Here is a 19,859-nt window from a genome sequence, read left to right on the forward strand (position 1 = left end):
CCAAGCGCATCCCCGTCCATCGTCATGAGACCCGCCACCCGGGGACCATGAAGAGCGCCTCCCAGGTCATGCACGAGCTGGTTTGGGAACGCATTCCCAGCCTGAAGGACGTCCATGCAGGTGGCTCTTCGATCACCGCCGCGCCGGCTGCCCCGACTGTCGAGGAGAGCGGCCACGAGCAAGGCCAAGGCTATTCCCGCGCCGTGCAGCATGAGCGCCGTCGAACTCGCCGTTGCGCGTCGCTGCGCGACGGGAGTCTCAAAACGAAGGGAGCTGGAGAGGGAGGCGCGCCTCCCTCTCCATCAGCCTAGAGTCGCGCCCTGGGTGGCGCTGGGCATGTCACTGCCCGGCATGGCATCCGGCAGTTCGTGCTGCGGTCCGCCGACCTCGCTCTGGATGCGACCGGCCGAATGCGACACGTGGTCCTCCGACTTGCCCGACACGTACTCGCGCCAGACCAGTGGCAGGATGCCGCCGTGACGCCAGTATTCGACGTCCTCGCCGGTATCGAGCCTGATCGTCAGGGGCACTGTGTTCGTGGTGCCGTCGACACGGCGGACAATCGCCTCAACACGGCCCGAGACATCGAGGCGGTCCGCCAGAGATAGGATGTCAATCGTTTCGCTGCCGTCGAGTCCGAGCGATTCGGCTTTCGTGCCCGCCTCGAATTGCAGCGGCAGAACGCCCATGCCGACGAGGTTGGTCCGGTGGATGCGCTCGAAGCTCTCGGCGATCACCGCCTTCACGCCGAGCAATGCGACGCCTTTAGCTGCCCAGTCGCGCGATGAACCGCAACCGTAGTTCTTGCCGGCGATGATTGCGAGTGGCACATTGCGTTGCAGGTATTCTGTGGCCGCTTCGTAGATGCGCATCTGCGTACCTTCCGGCATCAGCTTAGTCACCCCACCTTCCACACCGGGCACGATACGGTTGCGCAGCCGGATATTGGCGAACGTTGCCCGCACGGCGACGTCGTGGTTTCCGCGGCGCGTCGTGTAGTTGTTGAAATCTCGCTTCTCGATTCCCTTTGCAAGAAGGAAGTCAGCGGCCGGCGTGCCGAGGCTGATCGCGCCGGATGGCGAGATGTGATCGGTGGTCACCGAGTCGCCCAGGATGACCAGCGGGCGCATGCCCTTGATGTCCTGCACGGGCGTGGCTTCGCGCGAGAGGTTCTGGAAGTACGGAGGCCGGCGCACGTAGGTGCTGGCGTCCTGCCACGCAAAGCGTTCACCGCGCTCCCCGGCCAGCGCGTCCCAGGCCTCGCCGCCGTCAAACAGGTCGGCGTAGTTGTCGCGAAAGATCTCCGGCTCATACGCACCCTCTACGGCTTGGGCGATTTCCAGCGCCGAGGGCCAAATGTCACGGAGGTAGACCGGCTTGCCGCTTGCGCCCACGCCGATCGGCTCGCGGGTGACGTCAACGGTCAGGGTACCAGTGAGTGCGTAGACAATCACGAGAGCTGGGGAGCCGAGGTAGGCAGCGCGGACGTTCGGATGGATCCGTCCTTCGAAATTACGGTTTCCCGACAGCACAGCGGTGCCCACGAGCTTTTCCCGTTCGATGGCTTCGACCAGCGGCTCGGGCAATGGTCCGGAGCCACCGTTGCAGGTCGTGCAGCCGAAGCCGGCCACGTGGAAGCCCAGTGTATCGAGTGGGCTCTGGAGGCCCGCCTTCTCCAGTACAGCCGCGGTGACATGACTGCCGGGAACGAGCGATGTCTTGACCCAGGGCTGCGTCTTCAGACCCAAGGCCACAGCCTTTTTTGCAACGAGGCCGGCGGCCATCATGTTGACGGGGTTGGCCGTATTGGTGCAGCTTGTAATCGCGGCAATGAGGACGGCACCATCGCGCAAAGAGAAATTCTCGCCTCTGACTGGCACCGCGCGGTTGGAATCCAGCGGCCGGCCGGCGATTTCCTGATGATGTTGGAGAAAGGCACTGGGGACCGTCTCAAGGTCCAGCCGGTCTTCAGGATTCCGGGGCCCGGCGAGGCACGGCCTTATCGCGTCCAGGTCAAGCGTCACCACCGTGTCGAAGCGCGGCGAAGGCGTGTCTGCGCTGCGCCAGAGCTTTTGTGCCCTGGCGAAGGCTTCAACCAGTTCGAGTTGATCTTCCTCCCGCCCCGTCATGCGCAGGTAGTCCATCGTGCGATCGTCGATCGGAAAGTAGACTGCAGTCGCGCCGTACTCGGGCGCCATGTTCGCGATCATGCCGCGGTCGCCCAGGGAAAGCGTCTCAAGGCCCTTGCCGCAGAACTCGACGAACTTGCCGACCACGCCCATGCTGCGCATGCGCTGTGTGATAGCAAGGACGAGGTCGGTCGGCAGCACACCTTCGCGAAGCGTCCCCTTGACCTCGATGCCGACAACTTCCGGCAACGCGAGAGCGATTGGCTTGCCGACCATCACGGCTTCAGCCTCGATGCCACCGACTCCCCAACCCAGCACGCCCAGGCCGTTGATCATGGGGGTGTGGCTGTCGGTACCTACGCAGGTATCGGGGATCGCCAGTTCCCCGTCGGCAGTCTTCTCCGTCCACACCACCTTGCCGATGTACTCGAGGTGGATCTGATGCATGATGCCCTTGCCAGGTGGCACGATCCGCACGCCTTCGAAGCTGCTGCTGCACCAGCGCAGGAACGCAAAGCGTTCGCCATTGCGCTCGTATTCGCGCTCTAGGTTGATGCGTCGCGCATCCGGTGTGGCCCAGCTGTCGACTTGCAGCGAGTGGTCGATGATCACGTCGACCGGAACCTTGGGGCTGACTTGCGACGGGTCGCCGCCGGCTTCCGCCACGGCGTCACGCATGCCGGCCATGTCGACCAGCATCACCTGGCCGAGGATGTCCTGGCCATAGACACGCGCCGGGTAAAAGCTCAGGCCACTGCCGATGCGCCGCGCGAGCAGTGCGTCGATCTCGGCTTGCGTGTCGACACCGCGGCTGGCCTGTCGCAGGAGGTTCTCCAGCAGGATCCGCAGCGAGAACGGCAATTGATCCACGCCCGGTACGCCGGCGATCGAGACATAGCGCACCGAACGGTTCAAAAGAGGAAGCTGCTTGATTTCAGGTTCGAGTTTCATTTGTATTCCTTCGTTGCGTATCACGCTTGTGCCGATCGATTGTCCGAGGGAGCTGAAAGCGTCGGCACTCTCACGAAGCCTTCCATCAACCGCCGCGCCGTCCGGCTCATGACGGCCTTCCTGACGACCCATTCACCGTTCTCCTGTTGGGCCTCCGCGCCCACCGACAACATGCCGGACGGATGACCGAAGCATATGGCCGCGCGTGACTTGCCGCCGAGCACTCGGCTCACCAGCGTGCCGGGGATCGCCGCAGCTACGGCAATGCCCACTGCGCCCGTGCCGGTCATGGCGTGATGCAGCGCGCCCATCGAGAAGATGCGTGCCACCAGGTCGATCTGATCGTCAGTTACATGTTTGCCGTTGGAGGCGGCATAGGACGCTGGGGGCGAGAAGAACGCCAGCTTGGGCGTGTGGGGGCGGTTGCGCGTGACCTCTTCAGCCGACGTGCCAAGGCCCATTGCCACGGCGGCGTGGGCGCGGATGGTTTCGGCCTTGCGCAACACTTCGGCATTGGCATTGATGTCGCGTTGCAACTCAGTGCCGTGCAGTCCCAGCGCTTGGGCATCCACGAAGATGGCAGGATTGCCCGCATTGATCAGCGTCGCTTCGACGCGGCCGACGCCAGGCACGTCCAGCGCGTCCAGCTTGTTGCCGGTGGGGAACATGGCACCGCCTTCGTCGTCGTCCTCGCCGCCCGGATCGAGGAATTCGAGCCGGACTTCAGCAGCGGGAAAGGCCACGCCGTCCAGTTCGAAGTCGCCCGTCTCCATGACTTCGCCATCGCGCATCTGCACGTGGGCGATGATGCGTTTTTGAATGTTGGCCTGCCAGATGCGCACGGTTGCCCAGCCATCGCGCGGCGCCTGCACCAGGCCTTCGCTGATGGCGAACGGTCCCACCGCGGCGGTCAGGTTGCCGCAGTTGCCGGTCCAGTCGACGACCGGTGCCTCGATCGAGACCGCGCCGAACAGGTAGTCGACATCGCAGTCGGGCCGGGCCGAGCGGGAGATCACCACTACCTTGCTGGTGCTAGAGGTTGCGCCGCCCATGCCGTCGATCTGCTTGCCATAGGGATCAGGGCTGCCAGCTGCGCGCAGCAGCAGCTTGTCGCGGCTGGCGCGGTCCTGCGGCAGGTGTTCGGCGTGGAAGAAGACGCCCTTGCTGGTGCCGCCGCGCATATAGACGGCGGGGATGCGCAGTTGCGCGTTGGATTGGGTCATTGGCTGTTGCTCCGGAAATCGGTCTGGTAGAAGGCCACGCAGGTCGGGCTGCCGGTGCGCGCGGCCGTGAATGGCAGGCCTGGCAGTTGCCACTTGCTGCCTGCGTCATGCAGGAAAAATGCCTGAATGGTGTCGCTTGTCTCGTTGGCCACAATGAGCTGGCGGGCCGGCGCGTCCAGGGCAATGAAACGAGGCGTCTGGCCCCCGGCAGAAATCCAGTGCCTGCCGGCCGGCAGTCCGGTGTCGCGATCCAGCGCGATGCACGTAACGCTGTCGTGACCGCGGTTGCTGATGAACAGGGTCATGCTGCGCGGCTCCAGCGCGACGCCCGCCGCGCGGCTATTGCCAGTAAACGATTCAGGCAGCAGGGCGACCAGGTGCTGGGGCGACAGCCGTTGGTCCGGCGTCAATGCATAGGTGGTCAGCGTCGAGTCCAGTTCGTTGGCCACATACAGTGCCGAGCCGTCGGGATGCAGCACGGCGTGTCGCGGGCCGGCGCCCTCGCGCGCGGTGGCGTGCCACAGTGTCTGCTGTTGCCAGCGCCCGGCCGCGCTGTCGAAGTCGGCCATCCACACGCAGTCGGCGCCCTTGTCGGGAAACACGAAGCGATTGGTGCCCCGCAGCCGCAGCGCCTGGTGGGGATGCGAGCCTTGCTGCTCGACGCGATGGGGTCCCGGCTGTCCCGGCAGTGCCAGCACGCTGGCAGGCGCGGCCAAGGCGCCATCACCGATTACGGGGAGAGCCGCCACGGTCCCGGTCGCATAGTTGGCGACAACCAGGTGGTCGCCATCCTTCGTCATGCACAAGTGGACCGGATTACGGCCGCCGGTGGGCTGCCGACCCATCAATGCCAACCGGCCGCTGGCCGGGTGGATGCGAAAGGCGCTGACCTCGCTGCCGTCCCCGTGAACGGCGTACAGAACGCCGCGGCACGGTTCAACAAGCAGATAGGACGGGTTCTCCAGTCCATCGACTGATTGCACCGGCCGCCAGCTCTCTCCGGGCGCACCCATCAGGTAGACCTGGATGCCCTGCCCCCGGGCCGCGCGCTGCCGCGTGGTGCGGCAGCCGATGTAGGCAAAAGTTGGCATGGTCGCTGCGTCTCGTGTTTTCAAGGCACGAGCAGGAATTCGCTGCAGGTGCACTGCAGCGGCCCGTCGGGCTGGAACGCTTGTGCGGGATCAATGCAGCCGGTCCGGGCGAGCGTGCGGGTGCTGCCGACGGCCCCCGGCACGGATGGACAGGCGGCGCCATTGCGGGGCACGAGGCGGTGGGCTTTCGGGGTAGTCATGAGGGCATCTCCGGGGGTGTGGCCAAATTGTCTTGCGCTCGGCTTAAGTGCATTCTATGATTACAAAAAGCAAAATGCAAACGTAAACGTAAAAGAGAATTGGAGACACAAATCGATGAACACCTCCCCGCATCCGCCGATTGACTCGCGCCGCCGTGCGCTGTTGCAGGCGCTTGTCGCGACGCCATGTGCTGCCGCGCTGAGCGGAATTCGCCCGGCACTCGCCCAAGCGGCGTTCCCCACCAAACCGGTCACGTTTATCGTCCCGCAGGCCGCGGGCGGAGGCGCAGACCTGCTGTGCCGCACGGTGCAGGGCAAGGCACAGGAGGTGCTGGGGCAGTCGCTGATCATCGATAACCGTCCGGGCGCTGCGGGCAATATCGGTACGGTGCTCGGCGCCCGTGCGGCCCCGGACGGCTACACGATGACGTTCGTGAATCTGTCCACCATGGCGCTGAATCCGCACCTGTACGCGCGCCCCGGCTATGCCGTGAGCGACTTTGAGCCGCTGGCGTGGATGGCTTCGGTGGCTAACATCCTGGTGGTCAACGCGAACGTGCCAGCGAAATCCCTGAAGGCGTTCATCGCCCTGGCCAAATCCCGGCCGGGCAAGCTGACATACAGTTCCGCCGGCAACGGCAGCGGCAACCACCTTGGCGGCGAGATGCTGAAGTCCATGGCCGGCATCGACCTCGTCCATGTCCCCTACAAGAGCGGCGGACCTGCCGTGGTGGCAGTCCTGGGCGGGGAGGTGGATGCCTGCATCGCCGATCCGTTGGCGGCACTGCCGCATATCCGCAGCGGCAAGCTGCGCGCGCTGGCAGTCACCAGCGCCAAGCGGGGCACGGCATTGCCGGACGTGCCGGCCATGGGAGAAGTCGTTCCAGGATATGAAGCCACGTCGTGGGCAGGCGCGATGGTGCCGAAGGGAACGCCCGCCGCAGTGCGGCAGAAGCTCAGCGATGCCTTGCTTGCCGGCCTCAAGGAGCCGGCAAACGCGGATAAGCTGCGCAGCCAACTCTACGAGCCCGTGGCCGGCGACGCCAAGGCGTTCGCGGCACTGATTCAGCGCGAGAACGACAAATGGTCCAGGCTGATCAGGCAACTGGGGATGCAGATTGATTGAGTTCCGCCCAGGGGTGTGCGTTGCTGCTCCGGTAGCGGCATCGGGATGGGATAATCCGGGCTTGCGGGCCACGCCGCCCGACGACCCCGGTCTTGCCATGAACCTATCCCAGCTCCAATCCCGTGTTGTCCGTGAAATCGTTGCCCTTGCGCGCGTGGACGGCTTGCGCGCCGGCGACCATCTCGCTGAAAGCGTGCTGGCCGAACGTATCGGGGTTTCGCGCTCGCCGGTCAATGTGGCCCTGCGCTACCTGGTGGAGATCGGTGCGGTGGTGCACGACCACAACCGCGGCTATTTCCTGCGCAACGATGCCGCCGCGCTATCGAGCATCGCGGAGCAGTTCTCGCAGGAGCCGGATGACCCGCTCTACCTGAAGATCGCGGAAGACCGCCTGGGCGGCGCGCTTCCTGACCTGGTCAACGAGGCGGACCTGATGCGCCAGTACAAGACCGCGCGCAGCGCCTTGCGCAATGTGCTGTCGCGCATCCAGGAAGAGGGCTGGGTGGAGCGCCGCATCGGCCATGGCTGGTGCTTCCTGCCCATGATCGACTCGGCGCAGGCCTATGAGGAAAGCTACCTGTACCGTAGCGCGCTGGAACCGACCGGCCTTCTGAGCCCCTGGTTCAAGGCGGATCCGGCCGAACTGGCCGGGCTGCGCAGGCAGCAGAGGGCGATTGCCGAAGGCGGCTTCGAGTCCATGACGCCGATCGAACTGTTCGAGTCGAACAGCCGCTTCCACGAAACGCTGGCCAAATGGTCGGGCAATCGCTTCGTGGTCCAGTCGGTCAAGCGCATGGATTCCTTGCGCCGCCTGGTTGAATACAGCCAGGCCAAGGACCGCAAGCCGCGGCAGGTGCAGGCCAAGGAACACCTGGCCATCCTGGATGCGATTGCCGAGCAGGACATGCTCAAGGCGGCTTCGCTGATGCGAGAGCATCTGGAAGGTGCCCGACGTGGCAAGGTTCACGGCAACACGATTTTCAAGAGCGCAGCCTGAATCGGCGGGACCCGTCGCGCCGCGGCGGATTTTTTTCCCCATAAGTGCATTTATAGATAACAAAACGCAGTTAGAGGGTGCCGGAAGGAGATGGCCGGCAGGACAGCGCTTGTGCAGCGCGGGCCCTGCTACGCCTGTCGCCAGCCAGTGTCTTTCGACTGCCGTCCTGGCTTTGCCGCCGGGGCGCCTCGCGAGGAACCATCCCCATGATGCTGACGTTGCTGGGCTTCGGCATGATTCTGACCTTCATGGTCCTGATCATGACCAAGCGTCTTTCTCCGCTGATCGCGCTGATCATCGTGCCGATCACCTTTGCCGTGGCTGCGGGCTTCGCGCCCAAGCTGAGCCCGATGATGCTGAGCGGCATCAAGTCCATCGCACCAACCGGTGTGCTGCTGATGTTCGCGATCCTCTATTTCGGCGTCATGATCGACGCCGGACTGTTCGATCCGCTGATCCGAGTGCTGCTCAAGGTGATGAGGGGCGATCCTTTGCGCGTGGTGGTGGGCACGGCGGTGCTGGCCCTGATCGTCTCACTGGATGGCGACGGCTCCACCACCTACATGATCACGGTGTCGGCGTTGCTGCCACTTTACCTCCGGCTCGGCATGCGGCCCTTAGTGATGGTGTGCGTGATCTTCATTGCCAACGGCGTAATGAACATCACACCCTGGGGTGGCCCTACATCGCGCGTTGCGGCGGCGCTGCATCTCGATGCTGGCGCGATATTCGTGCCCATGCTGCCCATCATCGTTGCAGGAGCGTGCACGGTACTGGCCATCGCCTGGCTGCTTGGTCGCGGTGAACGGCGCCGGCTCGGCAAGCTGGCCCTGGTGCCTAAACACCTGCGCACCGAGGTCGCACTCCAATCCCGGTACTGTTCATGGTGGCCGCGGCGCTAGCCCTTCTGATCAACTATCCTCACCTGCCGGACCAGCGCCAGCGCATCGCCGCACATGCGGAGAACATCCTCGCTGTAGTGTCGATCATCTTCGCCGCGGGCATCTTCACGGGCATCCTTTCCGGCACCGGCATGATCCAGGCCATGTCGCACGCCGTGCTCGCCATGCTGCCGCCATCGTTCGGGCCCTACCTCGCGCCCATCACGGCTCTGCTTAGCTTGCCCTTTACCTTCTTCCTCTCCAATGACGCGTTTTACTACGGCGTGGTCCCCATCATTGCGCAGGTGGCAGGCACCTATGGCATTACTCCGCTTGAGATCGCGCGCGCGTCCCTGATCGGTCAGCCAGTCCACTTGCTCAGTCCGCTAGTGCCTTCCACCTACCTGCTTGTGGGATTGGCCAGCGTCGATTTCGGCGATCATCAGCGCTTTGCTTTTAAGTGGACACTGCTGGTATGCGCGCTGATGTTTGCGGCAGGGCTGTCCTTCGTCGTCTTTCCCTTTGCACGCTAAGGGGGCGGCATCACGCTCCAGCGGCAAGGCCACTCCCCTTCTTTCCAGGAATTGCAGACCATGCAAGTCACCGAAGCCCTGCAGCGCGCGTTCGCCCCGACCGGCAGGCTGCGCGCGTCGATCAACCTCGGCAATCCCATCCTTGCCACGCGTAATCCCAGCGGCGGCGCTCCGACCGGCGTCTCCGTGGACCTGGCCACGGAGCTCGCGCAGCGGCTCGGGCTGCCGCTCGAACTGGTGGTGTTCGATGCGGCCGGCAAGTCGGTAGAGGCAGTGCGCTCGGAAAGGACCGACTTCGGCTTCTTTGCGATCGACCCGCTGCGCGGACAAGGGATCCATTTCTCGATCCCTTATGTGCTGATCGAAGGCAGCTACCTGGTGCGTGAGGATTCAATGCTCATGGAGAACGGCCAGGTCGACCAGGCAGGGCATCGCGTGGTGGTTGGCAAAGGGAGTGCCTATGATCTGTTCCTGACTCGCGAACTGCGGCACGCGGAGATCATCCGCGCGCCGACCTCGCCCGCGGTCGTGGACACCTTTATCGCGGAAGGGGCGGAGGTGGCTGCAGGCGTAAGGCAGCAACTCGAGGCGGATGCGGGACGCCTGGCCGGCCTGCGCTTGCTGCCTGGACGGTTCATGGTCATCCGGCAGGCAATGGGACTACCTGATCGTGGAGGTCCGATCGCATTTGAGTATCTCGCAGTCTTCGTCAAGGACGTGATCGGTAGCGGATTCGTCGGCGCAGCACTTTCCCGGCACGGCATCCTTGGGGCGGCAGTGGCGCAATTCGATGAAAATTAGCTACGCACGGGGCATTCGTCCCTTCAACTGCATGCACAAGTTGAATTTCCCTCGGTTGTGAGCCGCTACGATATGTCGGCTCTGGCCATTTCGGTCATTCGGCAAGCAGTGCGCAAACGGCGGTTCCCGACCCCCGAGCGGCCTTTGAGCTTTCTCGAAAGCGGACACTGAAGGCGAGTGCTTCCCGAGGGAGTCCTTCACCGCCGTCTTGATCCTTAGCCCTAACTGGCGGTAGCCGCCACATTTGCCCGCGCCGAGTGCAATTTTCTGTAGCTGTCAATCAAACGGTGGTGCCTGTCGAGCCCCTCCAGTTTCATGCTGGTTGGCGTCAAACCAAAGAAACGCACGCTGCCGTCCACTGAACCCAGCACCGCGTCCATCCGCGCATTGCCATACATCCGACGGAAGTTGACCGCGTAGTCGTCCAGGTTCAGGTCGTCATCCAACAGCACCTCCAGCACCACATTCAATGCCTGGTAAAACAGTCCGCGCTCGACCGTGTTGTCGTTGTACTGCAAGAAGGCGCCCACCAGCTCGTGCGCCGCTTCAAATTGCTGCAAGGCGAGATGAATGAGCAGCTTCAACTCCAGAACTGTCAGCTGCCCCCAATCCGTATTCTCGTCAAATTCGATGCCGATCAGCGTGGCGATGTCGGCGTATTCATCGAGCTCACTGTTTTCCAGACGCTCAAGCAGGGCCTCCAGGCTTGCGTCGTCCAGGCAATGCAAGTTCAAGATATCTGCGCGGAACGACAGTGCCTTGTTGGTGTTATCCCAGATCAAATCTTCGACAGGATAAACTTCCGAATAGCCCGGAACCAAGATCCGGCAAGCAACGGCGTCTAGCTGGTCATACACCGCCATGTACACCTCTTTACCCATGTCCTCAAGAATGCCGAGCAAGGTTGCTGCTTCCTCGGCATTGGAGTTCTCGCCCTGGGCAGAAAAATCCCACTCGACAAAATCGAAATTTGCCTTGGCGCTGAAAAAGCGCCACGACACCACGCCGCTGGAATCAATGAAGTGCTCAACAAAATTGTTCGGCTCAGTCACGGCGTTACTGACAAAGGTGGGCTGCGGCAAATCGTTCAGGCCTTCAAAACTGCGACCCTGTAGCAATTCCGTCAGACTCCGTTCCAGCGCCACCTCGAGGCTCGGGTGCGCGCCGAACGAAGCAAAGACACCGCCAGTTCGCGGGTTCATCAAGGTGACGCACATCACCGGATAAAGTCCACCCAACGAAGCATCCTTCACCAATATCGGAAAGCCTTGCTCCTCCAGCCCCTGAATGCCGGCCAGAATGCCAGGGTATTTCGCCAGCACTTCATGGGGCACATCAGGCAGTGCCATTTCGCCCTCCAGAATTTCGCGCTTTACCGCCCGTTCGAAAATCTCGGACAAGCATTGCACTTGCGCTTCGGCCAGTGTATTACCGGCACTCATGCCATTGCTGGCGTAGAGGTTTTCGACCAGATTGGAGGGAAAATACACCACTTCGCCGTCCGACTGCCGTACATACGGCAGCGAACAGATACCGCGCTGCAAATTCCCCGAGTTGGTTTCGTACAGGTGCGAGCCACGTAACTCGCCATCGGGATTGTAAATGGGCAGGCAGTATTCATCGAGAATTTCAGCCGGTAGTGCATCTTTGGGTCCAGGCTTGAACCAGCGCTCGTTCGGGTAATGTAAAAACTCCGCATTGGCGAGGTCTTCGCCCCAAAACGTACCGGCATAAAAATGATTGCAATTCAGGCGCTCGATAAATTCTCCCAACGCCGACGCCAACGCGCTTTCCTTGGTCGCTCCCTTGCCATTGGTAAAACACATTGGCGAGTGTGCATCACGGATATGCAGCGACCAGACATTGGGAACGATATTACGCCATGAAGCGATTTCAATCTTCATCCCCAGGCCCGCCAAAATTCCCGACATATTGGCGATAGTTTGCTCCAATGGCAGATCCTTGCCCGCAATATAGGTGCTGACGTCAGACGCCGGCTTCAGCGTCAGCAACGACTGGGCACCGGCATCCAAGTTCTCTACCTCTTCGATCACAAACTCGGGTCCGGTTTGCACCACTTTTTTTACCGTGCAGCGATCGATGGAGCGCAAAATACCCTGCCGGTCTTTTTCGGAAATATCCGTCGGCAACTCGACTTGAATCTTGAAAATCTGCTGATATCGGTTTTCCGGATCAACAATGTTATTCTGCGACAGGCGGATGTTATCGGTCGGAATGTTGCGAGTTACGCAATACAATTTAACAAAGTAAGCCGCACACAATGCCGACGAGGCCAGAAAATAATCGAACGGGCCCGGTGCAGAACCATCGCCCTTATAGCGGATAGGCTGGTCGGCTACCACCGTGAAGTCGTCGAACTTGGCTTCAAGACGTAGCTTATCGAGAAAGTTGACCTTAATTTCCATGGGGGGGGGAATTCCAAAAATGGTGCTTAAAATGATGCGACCGCTATTATCCGACGCCGCGCTGCTGCATTGTAATATATCGATGCTTTCTACAAGCGCCGTCGCATAGGGATAATTTGACAGGCAAACGCCAATTGCGCAGGAGGTGGCTGGAACTTCACGCCATGGCGATATCCAGGGCAGCGCCAAGGAGGAGGCAAAGTCGTCGCTGTAACGTAGTCACAGATCCGTTTTTGGCGGGAAGCGACCGTTAAGGAACTTGCGCCTTCGACGCACTGGCCGTGCTCGCGCGCAGCGACTTTGCCACGGCGATCCCCACGTGGGTGCCAACACTATTTACGTCCGAGGCCAAGTTGTCGAAGACCTATCGCAGGCTGCGTAGCGTGATGCCCACCTGGAGGTGCCTTATTAGTCGCTGGGACGGAATGTGATGATGAAGCTGTCCGGCCCCTTGCCGTTCTCATCGCGCGGGAACGGGTCGGAACGCGCCAACACGCGCAGCGCGGCCGCGCCGCCACTTGACCTGGAGAGGCGCGCCGACAGCCTCGAGCCAACCGCGCTGTCCGCGCCACCTGCCAGCGCCTCGTGGCGGGCGAGTTCGGAACGACGTTATGCGCTGGTGGCCGCATTGCGCACGCCGCCATCGCTCATACTGCAGACAGCCATGAGCATATTCGCGCCGTGCGTTCCAAGTACCGTCGGGCTCGGTACGCTATACAAATTTTCGGCGTTTGCAAGCTTGCCGTTCTTTAAAAGCTCGTCCGCACGATTGCTCAAGTCCTTGGCGAACGTCCGCGCTTCGCCTCCCATGCAACGCCCGCCGCCCGCCAGGGGGGGGTATCTCAGGCGATGACCTTCGGCTCTGCGGCAGCCTGCTCGCGCATGCGACGGGCTTCGTCGCGCAGGAACTGCTGGTAATCGTCCAGATCGCCGTCGAAGGGCTCGACGCTGCCCTTGGTGACCAGCCAGAACTCGTCGCATACGGCGCGCAGCAGGGCCCGGTCGTGACTGACCAGCATCACTGTGCCTTCGAATTCGTTGAGCGCCATGGCTAGCGCTTCGCGCGTGGCCAGGTCGAGGTGGTTGGTAGGCTCGTCGAGCAGCAGCAGGTTGGGGCGCTGCCACACGATCATGCACAACACGAGCCGCGCCTTTTCGCCGCCGCTCATCGCGCCAACCGCCTGATGGACCATGTCGCCGCTGAAGTTGAATGTGCCGAGGAAGGTGCGAAGCGATTGCTCGGTGCCACTCTGGCCGGGGGCGCGCATGTGCGCCGGCGTGTCCTTGGCAAGGCGGATCATGTGTTCCAGCGGCGTGTCGAGCGGGCGCAGCACGTCGAGTTCCTGCTGTGCGAAGTAGCCGATGTTCAGGCCTTTGCCTTCGCTGATTTCGCCGGCAATCGGCGCCAGCGCGTGCGCTACCGTCTTCACCAGCGTGGACTTGCCTTGGCCGTTGGCACCGAGAATGCCGATGCGCTGCCCGGCCAGCACGGAACGGTTGATGCCCCGCACGATGACCGTGGGCGGCGTGCCCGGCAGTGCGCCGGTCGGCGCGGGGTAGCCGAAGCTCGCGTCCAGCATCGACAACAGCGGATTCGGGACGTTGAGGGGCTCCTTGAACTCGAAGTTGAACTCCGCATCGGCAAGCACCGGTGCGATCTTCTCCATGCGTTCGAGCGCCTTGACCCGGCTCTGCGCCTGCTTCGCCTTCGAGGCCTTGGCCTTGAAACGGTCGATGAATTTCTGCAGGTGGGCGATCTTGTCCACCTGCTTGGCCATCGCGGCCTGTTGCAACACGAGCTGCTCAGCGCGCATGTCTTCGAACTTGCTGTAGTTGCCGCCATAACGCACGAGCTTGGCGTTGTCGACGTGCACCGTCACCTGCGTCACCGCGTCGAGGAATTCGCGGTCGTGGCTGATCATTACCAGGGTTCCTTGATAGCGCTTGAGCCAGGCCTCCAGCCAGACCAGCGCGTCGAGGTCGAGGTGATTGGTCGGCTCGTCGAGCAGCAGCAGGTCGGACGGGCACATGAGCGCGCGCGCCAGCTGCAGTCGCATGCGCCAGCCGCCGGAGAAACTGTTGACCGGCTGGCTAAGCTGCTCAGCACTGAAGCCAAGGCCCAGGATCAGCGCTTGGGCACGTGCGGGGGCATCGTGTGCACCGGCGTCGTGCAGGGCCATGTAGGCGTGCGCCATGCGCATGCCGTCGTCGCTGGCCTCGGCGGCGGCTACTTCGGCCTGCGCGGCCAGCAGCCCGGTGTCACCCTCGACTACGAAGTCGGTCGCGCTCTGCTCGGTCTCCGGCATCTCCTGCGCGACCTGGCCCATCTTCCATGCAGCGGGAATCGAGAACTCGCCGCTGTCTTCGTGCAGCGTGCCGTTGAGAAGGCCGAAGAAGGACGACTTGCCGGCGCCATTGCGGCCGACAAGACCAATTTTTTCGCCGGGGGTGAAAGTGACGGACGCGCGGTCGAGTACGACATTGACGCCGCGGCGCAGCGTGACATTACGGACGGAAATCATAAGGAGCCACTTCGGAGAGGATCAGCATGATAGCCGACCGGACGTGCAGGGCTGTCTCTTTTCTGAGCCGCTTGCGCTTTGCGGCGCCCACCGGCCACAAAACAAGGCAAGCCCTGGCGCACCGGGCGTACCGCCTGCGGGGCCAGCGAACATAGCGGTGAATGACGGTTCTTGGCCGAGGCGGTCGCTTCCCTTTTCCCGTCGCGCCGCTCCGTTTTGGAAAGCCGCTTGCCGTGCCTCAACGGAGATTTAACTGGCCGGGGCCCTATACCCGCTCATCGGCCAGGAGCGACGTTACCCTGCGGATTCTAGTAAAGTAGGAAAAATTTACGGTAAGAAACACTATGGAAAAACCGATCTCTCTCGAACGCCTGTTCAAAGAAAAGATATTCCGGATCCCTGACTATCAACGCGGATATGCCTGGCAACGAGAACAGCTCAAGGCGTTTTGGGAGGACCTTGTGAACCTAAAGGAAGACCGGTCGCACTACACGGGGGTCCTTACGCTCACGGAGGTCAGCAATGCCGCTGTACAAGAGGATTCCAAGGAATTTTGGCTTGTCGATGACCACTCGTACCGCCTTTACCACGTTGTCGATGGCCAGCAGCGGCTGACGACTTTCGTCATTTTCATCCAGGCGTTCGCGGAATTTTTCAGGGTGTTGCCGGAACACCAGGGAAAGCCATCTGCCGAGATATACGTCACGGATAGGCTCGCACACACCACCGAGACACCAACTGATTCGATCACCGGATGGGCTGCTCCCTTAATCAGAAACGCGGCCAGGATCCCCGCAAAAAAGGACCAACGAGAACGATGTAGAAAATGGGATCCATGCTTATGCGGGGATTGAGGTTAATTCCGAGAAGAGCGGGGCTTGCTGCAATAACCATGAACTGACTGAATGGCGCGGCATTTAAGACTCCACTAGCGCCGATGCTTGTCACAAGGGCGATGGGGCGTGGAACTACCGTCGCCAACAGAAATCTATAGCGACCATCATGGTCGGCGGGCGCCAGGTAAAGGACGGCCACGGCCAGTGCGCTCCCAACCACGAAGCACGCCAGCCCGGACAGTACGCGTAGGGGAAAAAAAACGTCAAGTAGATGGCACACACGAACTTCATCGGCCATGCGCGATTGTCGATCCCATTCGCCGAGTACATGTACGAGAAGAAGAACGGCACGTTATGGATGAATATGGGTGACTGGTGCATCCGCGACTTCTTCGAGGTGTTGCGCGACGAGTTTGGCCTGACCGCCTCTTGTCACTGCATTCGACATACGACCGGTACGAACCTTCTGAGAGCCACCAATAACTCCAAGATCGTCCAGAACCAGCTGGACCACACCGATCTGAAGACCACAATGCTCCATGTCCATCCAGACGTCGAGGATCAGAGACTTCTTGTCGAGCATCTTTCGACACGGCGCGGCTTGTTGACAAAGGGCTTCTTCTGCGGCAACATTGCGCGCCTCGGGGAGCAAGGCAGCAACGGGTCTTGGTTCTCTACAGAAACACGCAAGATCTCTGGCGAATTAGCTCAGTCGGTTAGAGCGACGGAATCATAATCCGCAGGTCCGGGGTTCGAATCCCTGATTCGCCACCATACGCTGGGTGCCTTCTCGTTCGGGGAGCGTACCTTGAAAAAGCCCCTTGGGATCCATGATCCCAGGGGGCTTTCTCTTTTGGTCGCCCGATGTTTTCAATTCCGGAGCGCCAGCAATGATCAATGCCTGTGCGTCCGGCCATTTCCTTGCGACTGAGCTTTCCGCAACGGGCGCTTCATACCATTCCCTGAGTATGGATGCCAGACCCTGTACTGCATTTGCAAGGGCAGCAACTTTAGCCTGTCAGCCGGAATCCTCAGGCGCCTCTCGAAACCGCTGGCATGCACTGTATGCAGATTCGCGAGTTCATCTTGAACAGCCGCCAATCGCTGCTGCACCAACTCTTCGTACTGCCTGGAACCGGGCGTTGCGAAAGTGAGCTTCACTGGAACCAGATCGACCTGCGTATTGTCACGCGTGCCTGGAGTAGCACGCGCCACTGTCGGTACATAGCCCTCGGCGCGGAAGGTGGTAGCGAACGTCCTGCCGTCCCGGCCAACGAATCACGGAAGACCGCGCTGCCCGCAAGGCCGCTGCGGGCAGCTTCGTGCACACCTGCCCACCCCTCAGGTATCTAGTTCCTCACCCACGTCACCCCAGGCTATCGAATAACCAGAAACCATCCAAACAATTTATCGACCGACCGGTCGGTTTATAAATATACTGCGGCATCGCCTCACAGGAAATCTCCATGTACACCCAATCTCTCGATCTCCCGGGCAACGCGCAACAGCCCGGCACGGCGCCGGCCGATACCTCGCCGCAGCAAGCGCATTTCGACGCCCTGATGGCGGCTGACGGCAAGATCGAGGCGCAGGACTGGATGCCCGATGCGTATCGCAAGACGCTGATCCGGCAGATTTCCCAGCACGCGCACTCGGAAATCATCGGCATGCAGCCCGAGGGCAACTGGATCAGCCGGGCTCCGAGCCTGAAGCGCAAGGCGATCCTGCTGGCCAAGGTTCAGGACGAGGGCGGGCATGGCCTGTATCTGTATAGCGCAGCCGAAACGATGGGCGTGTCGCGCGACCAGCTGGTCGATGCCCTGCACGCCGGCAAAGCCAAGTACTCGAGCATCTTCAATTACCCCACGCCCACCTGGGCGGACGTGGGTGTCATCGGCTGGCTGGTGGATGGCGCGGCGATCATGAACCAGATCCCGCTCTGCCGTTGCACCTACGGCCCGTATGCCCGCGCCATGATCCGCATCTGCAAGGAGGAGTCATTCCACCAGCGCCAGGGCTTCGACGCCCTGCTGTCGATGATGAAGGGCACCCAGGCGCAAAAGGACATGGTGCAGCAGGCGGTGGACCGCTGGTGGTGGCCGGTACTGATGATGTTCGGCCCGAGCGACAAGGATTCCATCCACAGCGGCCAGTCGTTCCAATGGGGCATCAAGCGGATCTCGAACGACGACCTGCGCCAGAAGTTCGTCGATGCCACCGTCGAACAAGCCCGCATCCTCGGTGTAACGCTGCCCGATCCGGACCTGAAGTGGAATGAAGAGCGCAAGGCGCACGACTACGGCGCGATCGACTGGGAAGAATTCTGGCGCGTCGTGAACGGCGACGGGCCTTGCAACAAGGAGCGCCTCGCCACCCGGGTGAAGGCGCACAACGATGGCGCGTGGGTGCGCGAAGCCGCGCTGGCGTATGCCGAGAAACAGGCCGCGCGGGCTCACAAGCAAGCCGCTTGAACAGGAGATGAAGATGAATAAGGAATGGCCGATCTGGGAAGTGTTCGTGCGCAGCAAGCAGGGCCTGGACCACAAGCACTGCGGCAGCCTGCACGCATCCGATGCGAGCGCGGCACTGCGCATGGCGCGCGACGTCTACACGCGCCGGCAGGAAGGCGTGAGCATCTGGGTGGTGCCGTCGGCGGCAATCACGGCGTCCGATCCTGCCGACAAGGAGTCATTCTTCGAGCCGGCCGGCGACAAGATCTATCGCCATCCGACCTTTTTCGTGCTGCCTGCCGAAATCGACCACATGTAAGACGAGACGCAATGATGACCACGCCCCAACATTTGTCGTACGTGCTGCGCCTGGCCGATAACGCGCTGATCCTCGGCCAGCGCAACAGCGAGTGGTGCAGCCATGGCCCGGCGCTCGAGGAGGACATCGCGCTGGCGAATATCAGCCTCGACCTGATCGGCCAGGCGCGGCTGCTGTACTCGCACGCGGCTACGCTCGACGAAGCGCTGAGCGGCGCGAGGAAGACCGAAGACAGCTACGCCTACTTCCGCTCCGAGCGCGAGTTCGCCAACTACACGATGCTGGAGTTGCCGCACTTCGGGCCGCTCGCAGGCACCGCACGCACCGAACGCGACTATGCCGTCACGATAGTGCGCAACTTCCTCTACTCCGCGCTGATGGCCCATCTGTGGACGGCATTGCAATCGTCCAACGACGAGCAACTGGCGGCCATCGCCGCGAAATCGCTGAAGGAGACGCGCTACCACCTCAGCCATGCCAGCGAGTGGCTGATCCGTTTCGGCGACGGCACGGCGGAGTCGCACCGGCGCGCGCAGGCGGCACTGGATTACCTGATGCCGTACACGCGGGAGTTCTTCGCAACCGATGCGGTGGAGATCGCGATGGCCGAGTCCGGCGTAGGCCCCCTGGTGGCGGGCCTCGAACCCGCATGGCAGGCAGACGTTGAGCAGGCCGTTGCCCAGGCCACCCTCAAGCTGCCGTCCCCGGTGAAACACGTTACGACCGGCAAGCACGGCGAACATTCCGAACACATGGGCTTTCTGCTTGCCGAAATGCAGTCCCTGGCACGCCAGCATCCCGGCGCCAGCTGGTAGATCGCCATGACCGCAGCCACATTGATGCATGCCGACACCACGCTGGAACGTGCCTGGACCGTACTTGAGGCGGTCCCGGACCCGGAGATCCCCGTGGTATCGATTCGCGAGCTGGGCATCCTGCGCGAGGTGCGCCGCGGCGCCGACGACGCCGTCGAAGTCGTCATCACGCCAACCTATTCGGGGTGCCCGGCGATGTCGCAGATTGCCGAGGATATCGGGCAGGCGCTGGACGCCGCCGGGATCGTCCCCCATCGCATCGTCACCGTGCTTGCCCCTGCGTGGAGCACCGACTGGATGACCAGCGAAGCGCGCGACAAGCTGCGCCGCTACGGCATCGCGCCACCTGCCGGCAACTGCGGCAGCGGCGATGCCCCGCAGGAAAAGACCATCCGCTTCGTGCCTCGCGCGGCCGCCCGGGACAAGCCGGCCTGCCCGCAATGCGGCTCGGTGCACACCGAACTCCTCGCCCAGTTCGGCTCGACGGCATGCAAGGCGCTGTACCGCTGCATCGATTGCCGCGAGCCGTTCGATTACTTCAAACCGTACTGACCGTACT

General features: G+C 62.1%; 15 protein-coding genes, 1 tRNA gene and 2 pseudogenes. 11 read left to right on the forward strand and 7 right to left on the reverse strand.

Annotated features, from left to right (window positions below):
• Positions 1 to 302 precede the first annotated feature (302 nt).
• The 4 genes from acnA to CF70_RS36715 are packed head-to-tail and all read right to left on the reverse strand — an operon-like array spanning position 303 to position 5,594.
• On the reverse strand, positions 303 to 3,080 hold the full coding sequence (acnA, locus tag CF70_RS21600) for an aconitate hydratase AcnA (protein WP_081862278.1): 2,778 nt from the start codon (positions 3,078 to 3,080) through the stop codon (positions 303 to 305).
• 20 nt (positions 3,081 to 3,100) lie between these two features.
• Complete coding sequence (gene prpF, locus CF70_RS21605) at positions 3,101 to 4,303, reverse strand: 2-methylaconitate cis-trans isomerase PrpF (RefSeq protein WP_035869345.1); 1,203 nt, start codon at positions 4,301 to 4,303, stop codon at positions 3,101 to 3,103.
• Entirely contained in the window at positions 4,300 to 5,394 is a 1,095-nt protein-coding gene (locus CF70_RS21610) for a lactonase family protein (RefSeq protein ID WP_035869350.1), read from the reverse strand. Before CF70_RS21610 ends, prpF begins: the two co-directional genes overlap by 4 nt.
• Before the next feature lie 20 nt (positions 5,395 to 5,414).
• Positions 5,415 to 5,594 (reverse strand): hypothetical protein, encoded by a 180-nt coding sequence (locus CF70_RS36715; RefSeq protein WP_035869354.1) that lies wholly within the window; start codon positions 5,592 to 5,594, stop codon positions 5,415 to 5,417.
• A 115-nt stretch (positions 5,595 to 5,709) separates the two neighbouring features.
• On the opposite strand from CF70_RS36715, the gene CF70_RS21620 reads away from it, so the two are divergent.
• The 4 genes and pseudogenes from CF70_RS21620 (at position 5,710) to CF70_RS21635 (ending at position 9,932) form a co-directional block, all read left to right on the forward strand.
• Positions 5,710 to 6,720, forward strand: a complete 1,011-nt coding sequence (locus CF70_RS21620; RefSeq protein WP_035869356.1) for a Bug family tripartite tricarboxylate transporter substrate binding protein — start codon at positions 5,710 to 5,712, stop codon at positions 6,718 to 6,720.
• A 97-nt stretch (positions 6,721 to 6,817) separates the two neighbouring features.
• Positions 6,818 to 7,717, forward strand: coding sequence for a GntR family transcriptional regulator (locus CF70_RS21625; protein ID WP_035869358.1), 900 nt, complete (start codon positions 6,818 to 6,820; stop codon positions 7,715 to 7,717).
• A 206-nt stretch (positions 7,718 to 7,923) separates the two neighbouring features.
• Positions 7,924 to 9,131 (forward strand): annotated as a pseudogene (locus tag CF70_RS21630) (CitMHS family transporter).
• A 60-nt stretch (positions 9,132 to 9,191) separates the two neighbouring features.
• A complete protein-coding gene (locus CF70_RS21635; RefSeq protein ID WP_035869361.1) occupies positions 9,192 to 9,932 on the forward strand; it encodes an ABC transporter substrate-binding protein in 741 nt (246 codons plus the stop codon).
• 221 nt (positions 9,933 to 10,153) lie between these two features.
• Here CF70_RS21635 and CF70_RS21640 read toward each other — a convergent pair whose 3' ends face one another.
• The 3 genes and pseudogenes from CF70_RS21640 to CF70_RS21650 all read right to left on the reverse strand — a co-directional run bounded on the left by CF70_RS21640 (position 10,154) and on the right by CF70_RS21650 (position 14,880).
• Positions 10,154 to 12,358, reverse strand: coding sequence for an OsmC domain/YcaO domain-containing protein (locus CF70_RS21640; RefSeq protein WP_035869364.1), 2,205 nt, complete (start codon positions 12,356 to 12,358; stop codon positions 10,154 to 10,156).
• A 408-nt stretch (positions 12,359 to 12,766) separates the two neighbouring features.
• Positions 12,767 to 12,910: pseudogene (locus tag CF70_RS39035) on the reverse strand (protein TolA); the annotation flags it as partial.
• 290 nt (positions 12,911 to 13,200) lie between these two features.
• The gene (locus CF70_RS21650; RefSeq protein ID WP_035869370.1) at positions 13,201 to 14,880 is read right to left on the reverse strand and encodes an ABC-F family ATP-binding cassette domain-containing protein; all 1,680 of its coding nucleotides are present in this window, start codon (positions 14,878 to 14,880) and stop codon (positions 13,201 to 13,203) included.
• Positions 14,881 to 15,224: 344 nt separating this feature from the next.
• Here CF70_RS21650 and CF70_RS21655 point away from each other — a divergent pair, with 344 nt between their 5' ends.
• The 7 genes from CF70_RS21655 (at position 15,225) to paaD (ending at position 19,852) form a co-directional block, all read left to right on the forward strand.
• Entirely contained in the window at positions 15,225 to 15,734 is a 510-nt protein-coding gene (locus CF70_RS21655) for a DUF262 domain-containing protein (protein WP_035869372.1), read from the forward strand.
• 346 nt (positions 15,735 to 16,080) lie between these two features.
• Positions 16,081 to 16,452, forward strand: coding sequence for a tyrosine-type recombinase/integrase (locus tag CF70_RS39040; protein WP_414629470.1), 372 nt, complete (start codon positions 16,081 to 16,083; stop codon positions 16,450 to 16,452).
• A tRNA-Met gene (locus CF70_RS21665) sits at positions 16,414 to 16,490 on the forward strand. The genes CF70_RS39040 and CF70_RS21665 overlap by 39 nt, the downstream gene beginning before the upstream one ends.
• 692 nt (positions 16,491 to 17,182) lie before the next feature.
• Positions 17,183 to 18,187 carry a 1,2-phenylacetyl-CoA epoxidase subunit PaaA gene (paaA, locus tag CF70_RS21670; protein ID WP_035869378.1) on the forward strand — a complete coding sequence of 335 codons (1,005 nt, stop codon included), beginning with the start codon at positions 17,183 to 17,185 and terminating at the stop codon, positions 18,185 to 18,187.
• A 13-nt stretch (positions 18,188 to 18,200) separates the two neighbouring features.
• Positions 18,201 to 18,485 carry a 1,2-phenylacetyl-CoA epoxidase subunit PaaB gene (paaB, locus tag CF70_RS21675; RefSeq protein WP_035869507.1) on the forward strand — a complete coding sequence of 95 codons (285 nt, stop codon included), beginning with the start codon at positions 18,201 to 18,203 and terminating at the stop codon, positions 18,483 to 18,485.
• 11 nt (positions 18,486 to 18,496) lie between these two features.
• A complete protein-coding gene (gene paaC, locus CF70_RS21680; protein ID WP_035869382.1) occupies positions 18,497 to 19,300 on the forward strand; it encodes a 1,2-phenylacetyl-CoA epoxidase subunit PaaC in 804 nt (267 codons plus the stop codon).
• 6 nt (positions 19,301 to 19,306) lie between these two features.
• On the forward strand, positions 19,307 to 19,852 hold the full coding sequence (paaD, locus tag CF70_RS21685; protein WP_035869385.1) for a 1,2-phenylacetyl-CoA epoxidase subunit PaaD: 546 nt from the start codon (positions 19,307 to 19,309) through the stop codon (positions 19,850 to 19,852).
• The last annotated feature ends 7 nt before the right edge of the window (positions 19,853 to 19,859 follow it).

Origin of the sequence: Cupriavidus sp. SK-3, assembly GCF_000611145.1 — a bacterium.
Taxonomy (GTDB): domain Bacteria; phylum Pseudomonadota; class Gammaproteobacteria; order Burkholderiales; family Burkholderiaceae; genus Cupriavidus.

Coding starts and splice junctions, on each gene's coding strand:
- acnA (WP_081862278.1), bottom strand. CDS start 3,080: ATGAAACTCGAACCTGAAATCAAGCAGCTTCCTCTTTTGAACCGTTCG.
- prpF (WP_035869345.1), bottom strand. CDS start 4,303: ATGACCCAATCCAACGCGCAACTGCGCATCCCCGCCGTCTATATGCGC.
- CF70_RS21610 (WP_035869350.1), bottom strand. CDS start 5,394: ATGCCAACTTTTGCCTACATCGGCTGCCGCACCACGCGGCAGCGCGCG.
- CF70_RS36715 (WP_035869354.1), bottom strand. CDS start 5,594: ATGACTACCCCGAAAGCCCACCGCCTCGTGCCCCGCAATGGCGCCGCC.
- CF70_RS21620 (WP_035869356.1), top strand. CDS start 5,710: ATGAACACCTCCCCGCATCCGCCGATTGACTCGCGCCGCCGTGCGCTG.
- CF70_RS21625 (WP_035869358.1), top strand. CDS start 6,818: ATGAACCTATCCCAGCTCCAATCCCGTGTTGTCCGTGAAATCGTTGCC.
- CF70_RS21635 (WP_035869361.1), top strand. CDS start 9,192: ATGCAAGTCACCGAAGCCCTGCAGCGCGCGTTCGCCCCGACCGGCAGG.
- CF70_RS21640 (WP_035869364.1), bottom strand. CDS start 12,358: ATGGAAATTAAGGTCAACTTTCTCGATAAGCTACGTCTTGAAGCCAAG.
- CF70_RS21650 (WP_035869370.1), bottom strand. CDS start 14,880: ATGATTTCCGTCCGTAATGTCACGCTGCGCCGCGGCGTCAATGTCGTA.
- CF70_RS21655 (WP_035869372.1), top strand. CDS start 15,225: ATGGAAAAACCGATCTCTCTCGAACGCCTGTTCAAAGAAAAGATATTC.
- CF70_RS39040 (WP_414629470.1), top strand. CDS start 16,081: ATGGGTGACTGGTGCATCCGCGACTTCTTCGAGGTGTTGCGCGACGAG.
- paaA (WP_035869378.1), top strand. CDS start 17,183: ATGTACACCCAATCTCTCGATCTCCCGGGCAACGCGCAACAGCCCGGC.
- paaB (WP_035869507.1), top strand. CDS start 18,201: ATGAATAAGGAATGGCCGATCTGGGAAGTGTTCGTGCGCAGCAAGCAG.
- paaC (WP_035869382.1), top strand. CDS start 18,497: ATGATGACCACGCCCCAACATTTGTCGTACGTGCTGCGCCTGGCCGAT.
- paaD (WP_035869385.1), top strand. CDS start 19,307: ATGACCGCAGCCACATTGATGCATGCCGACACCACGCTGGAACGTGCC.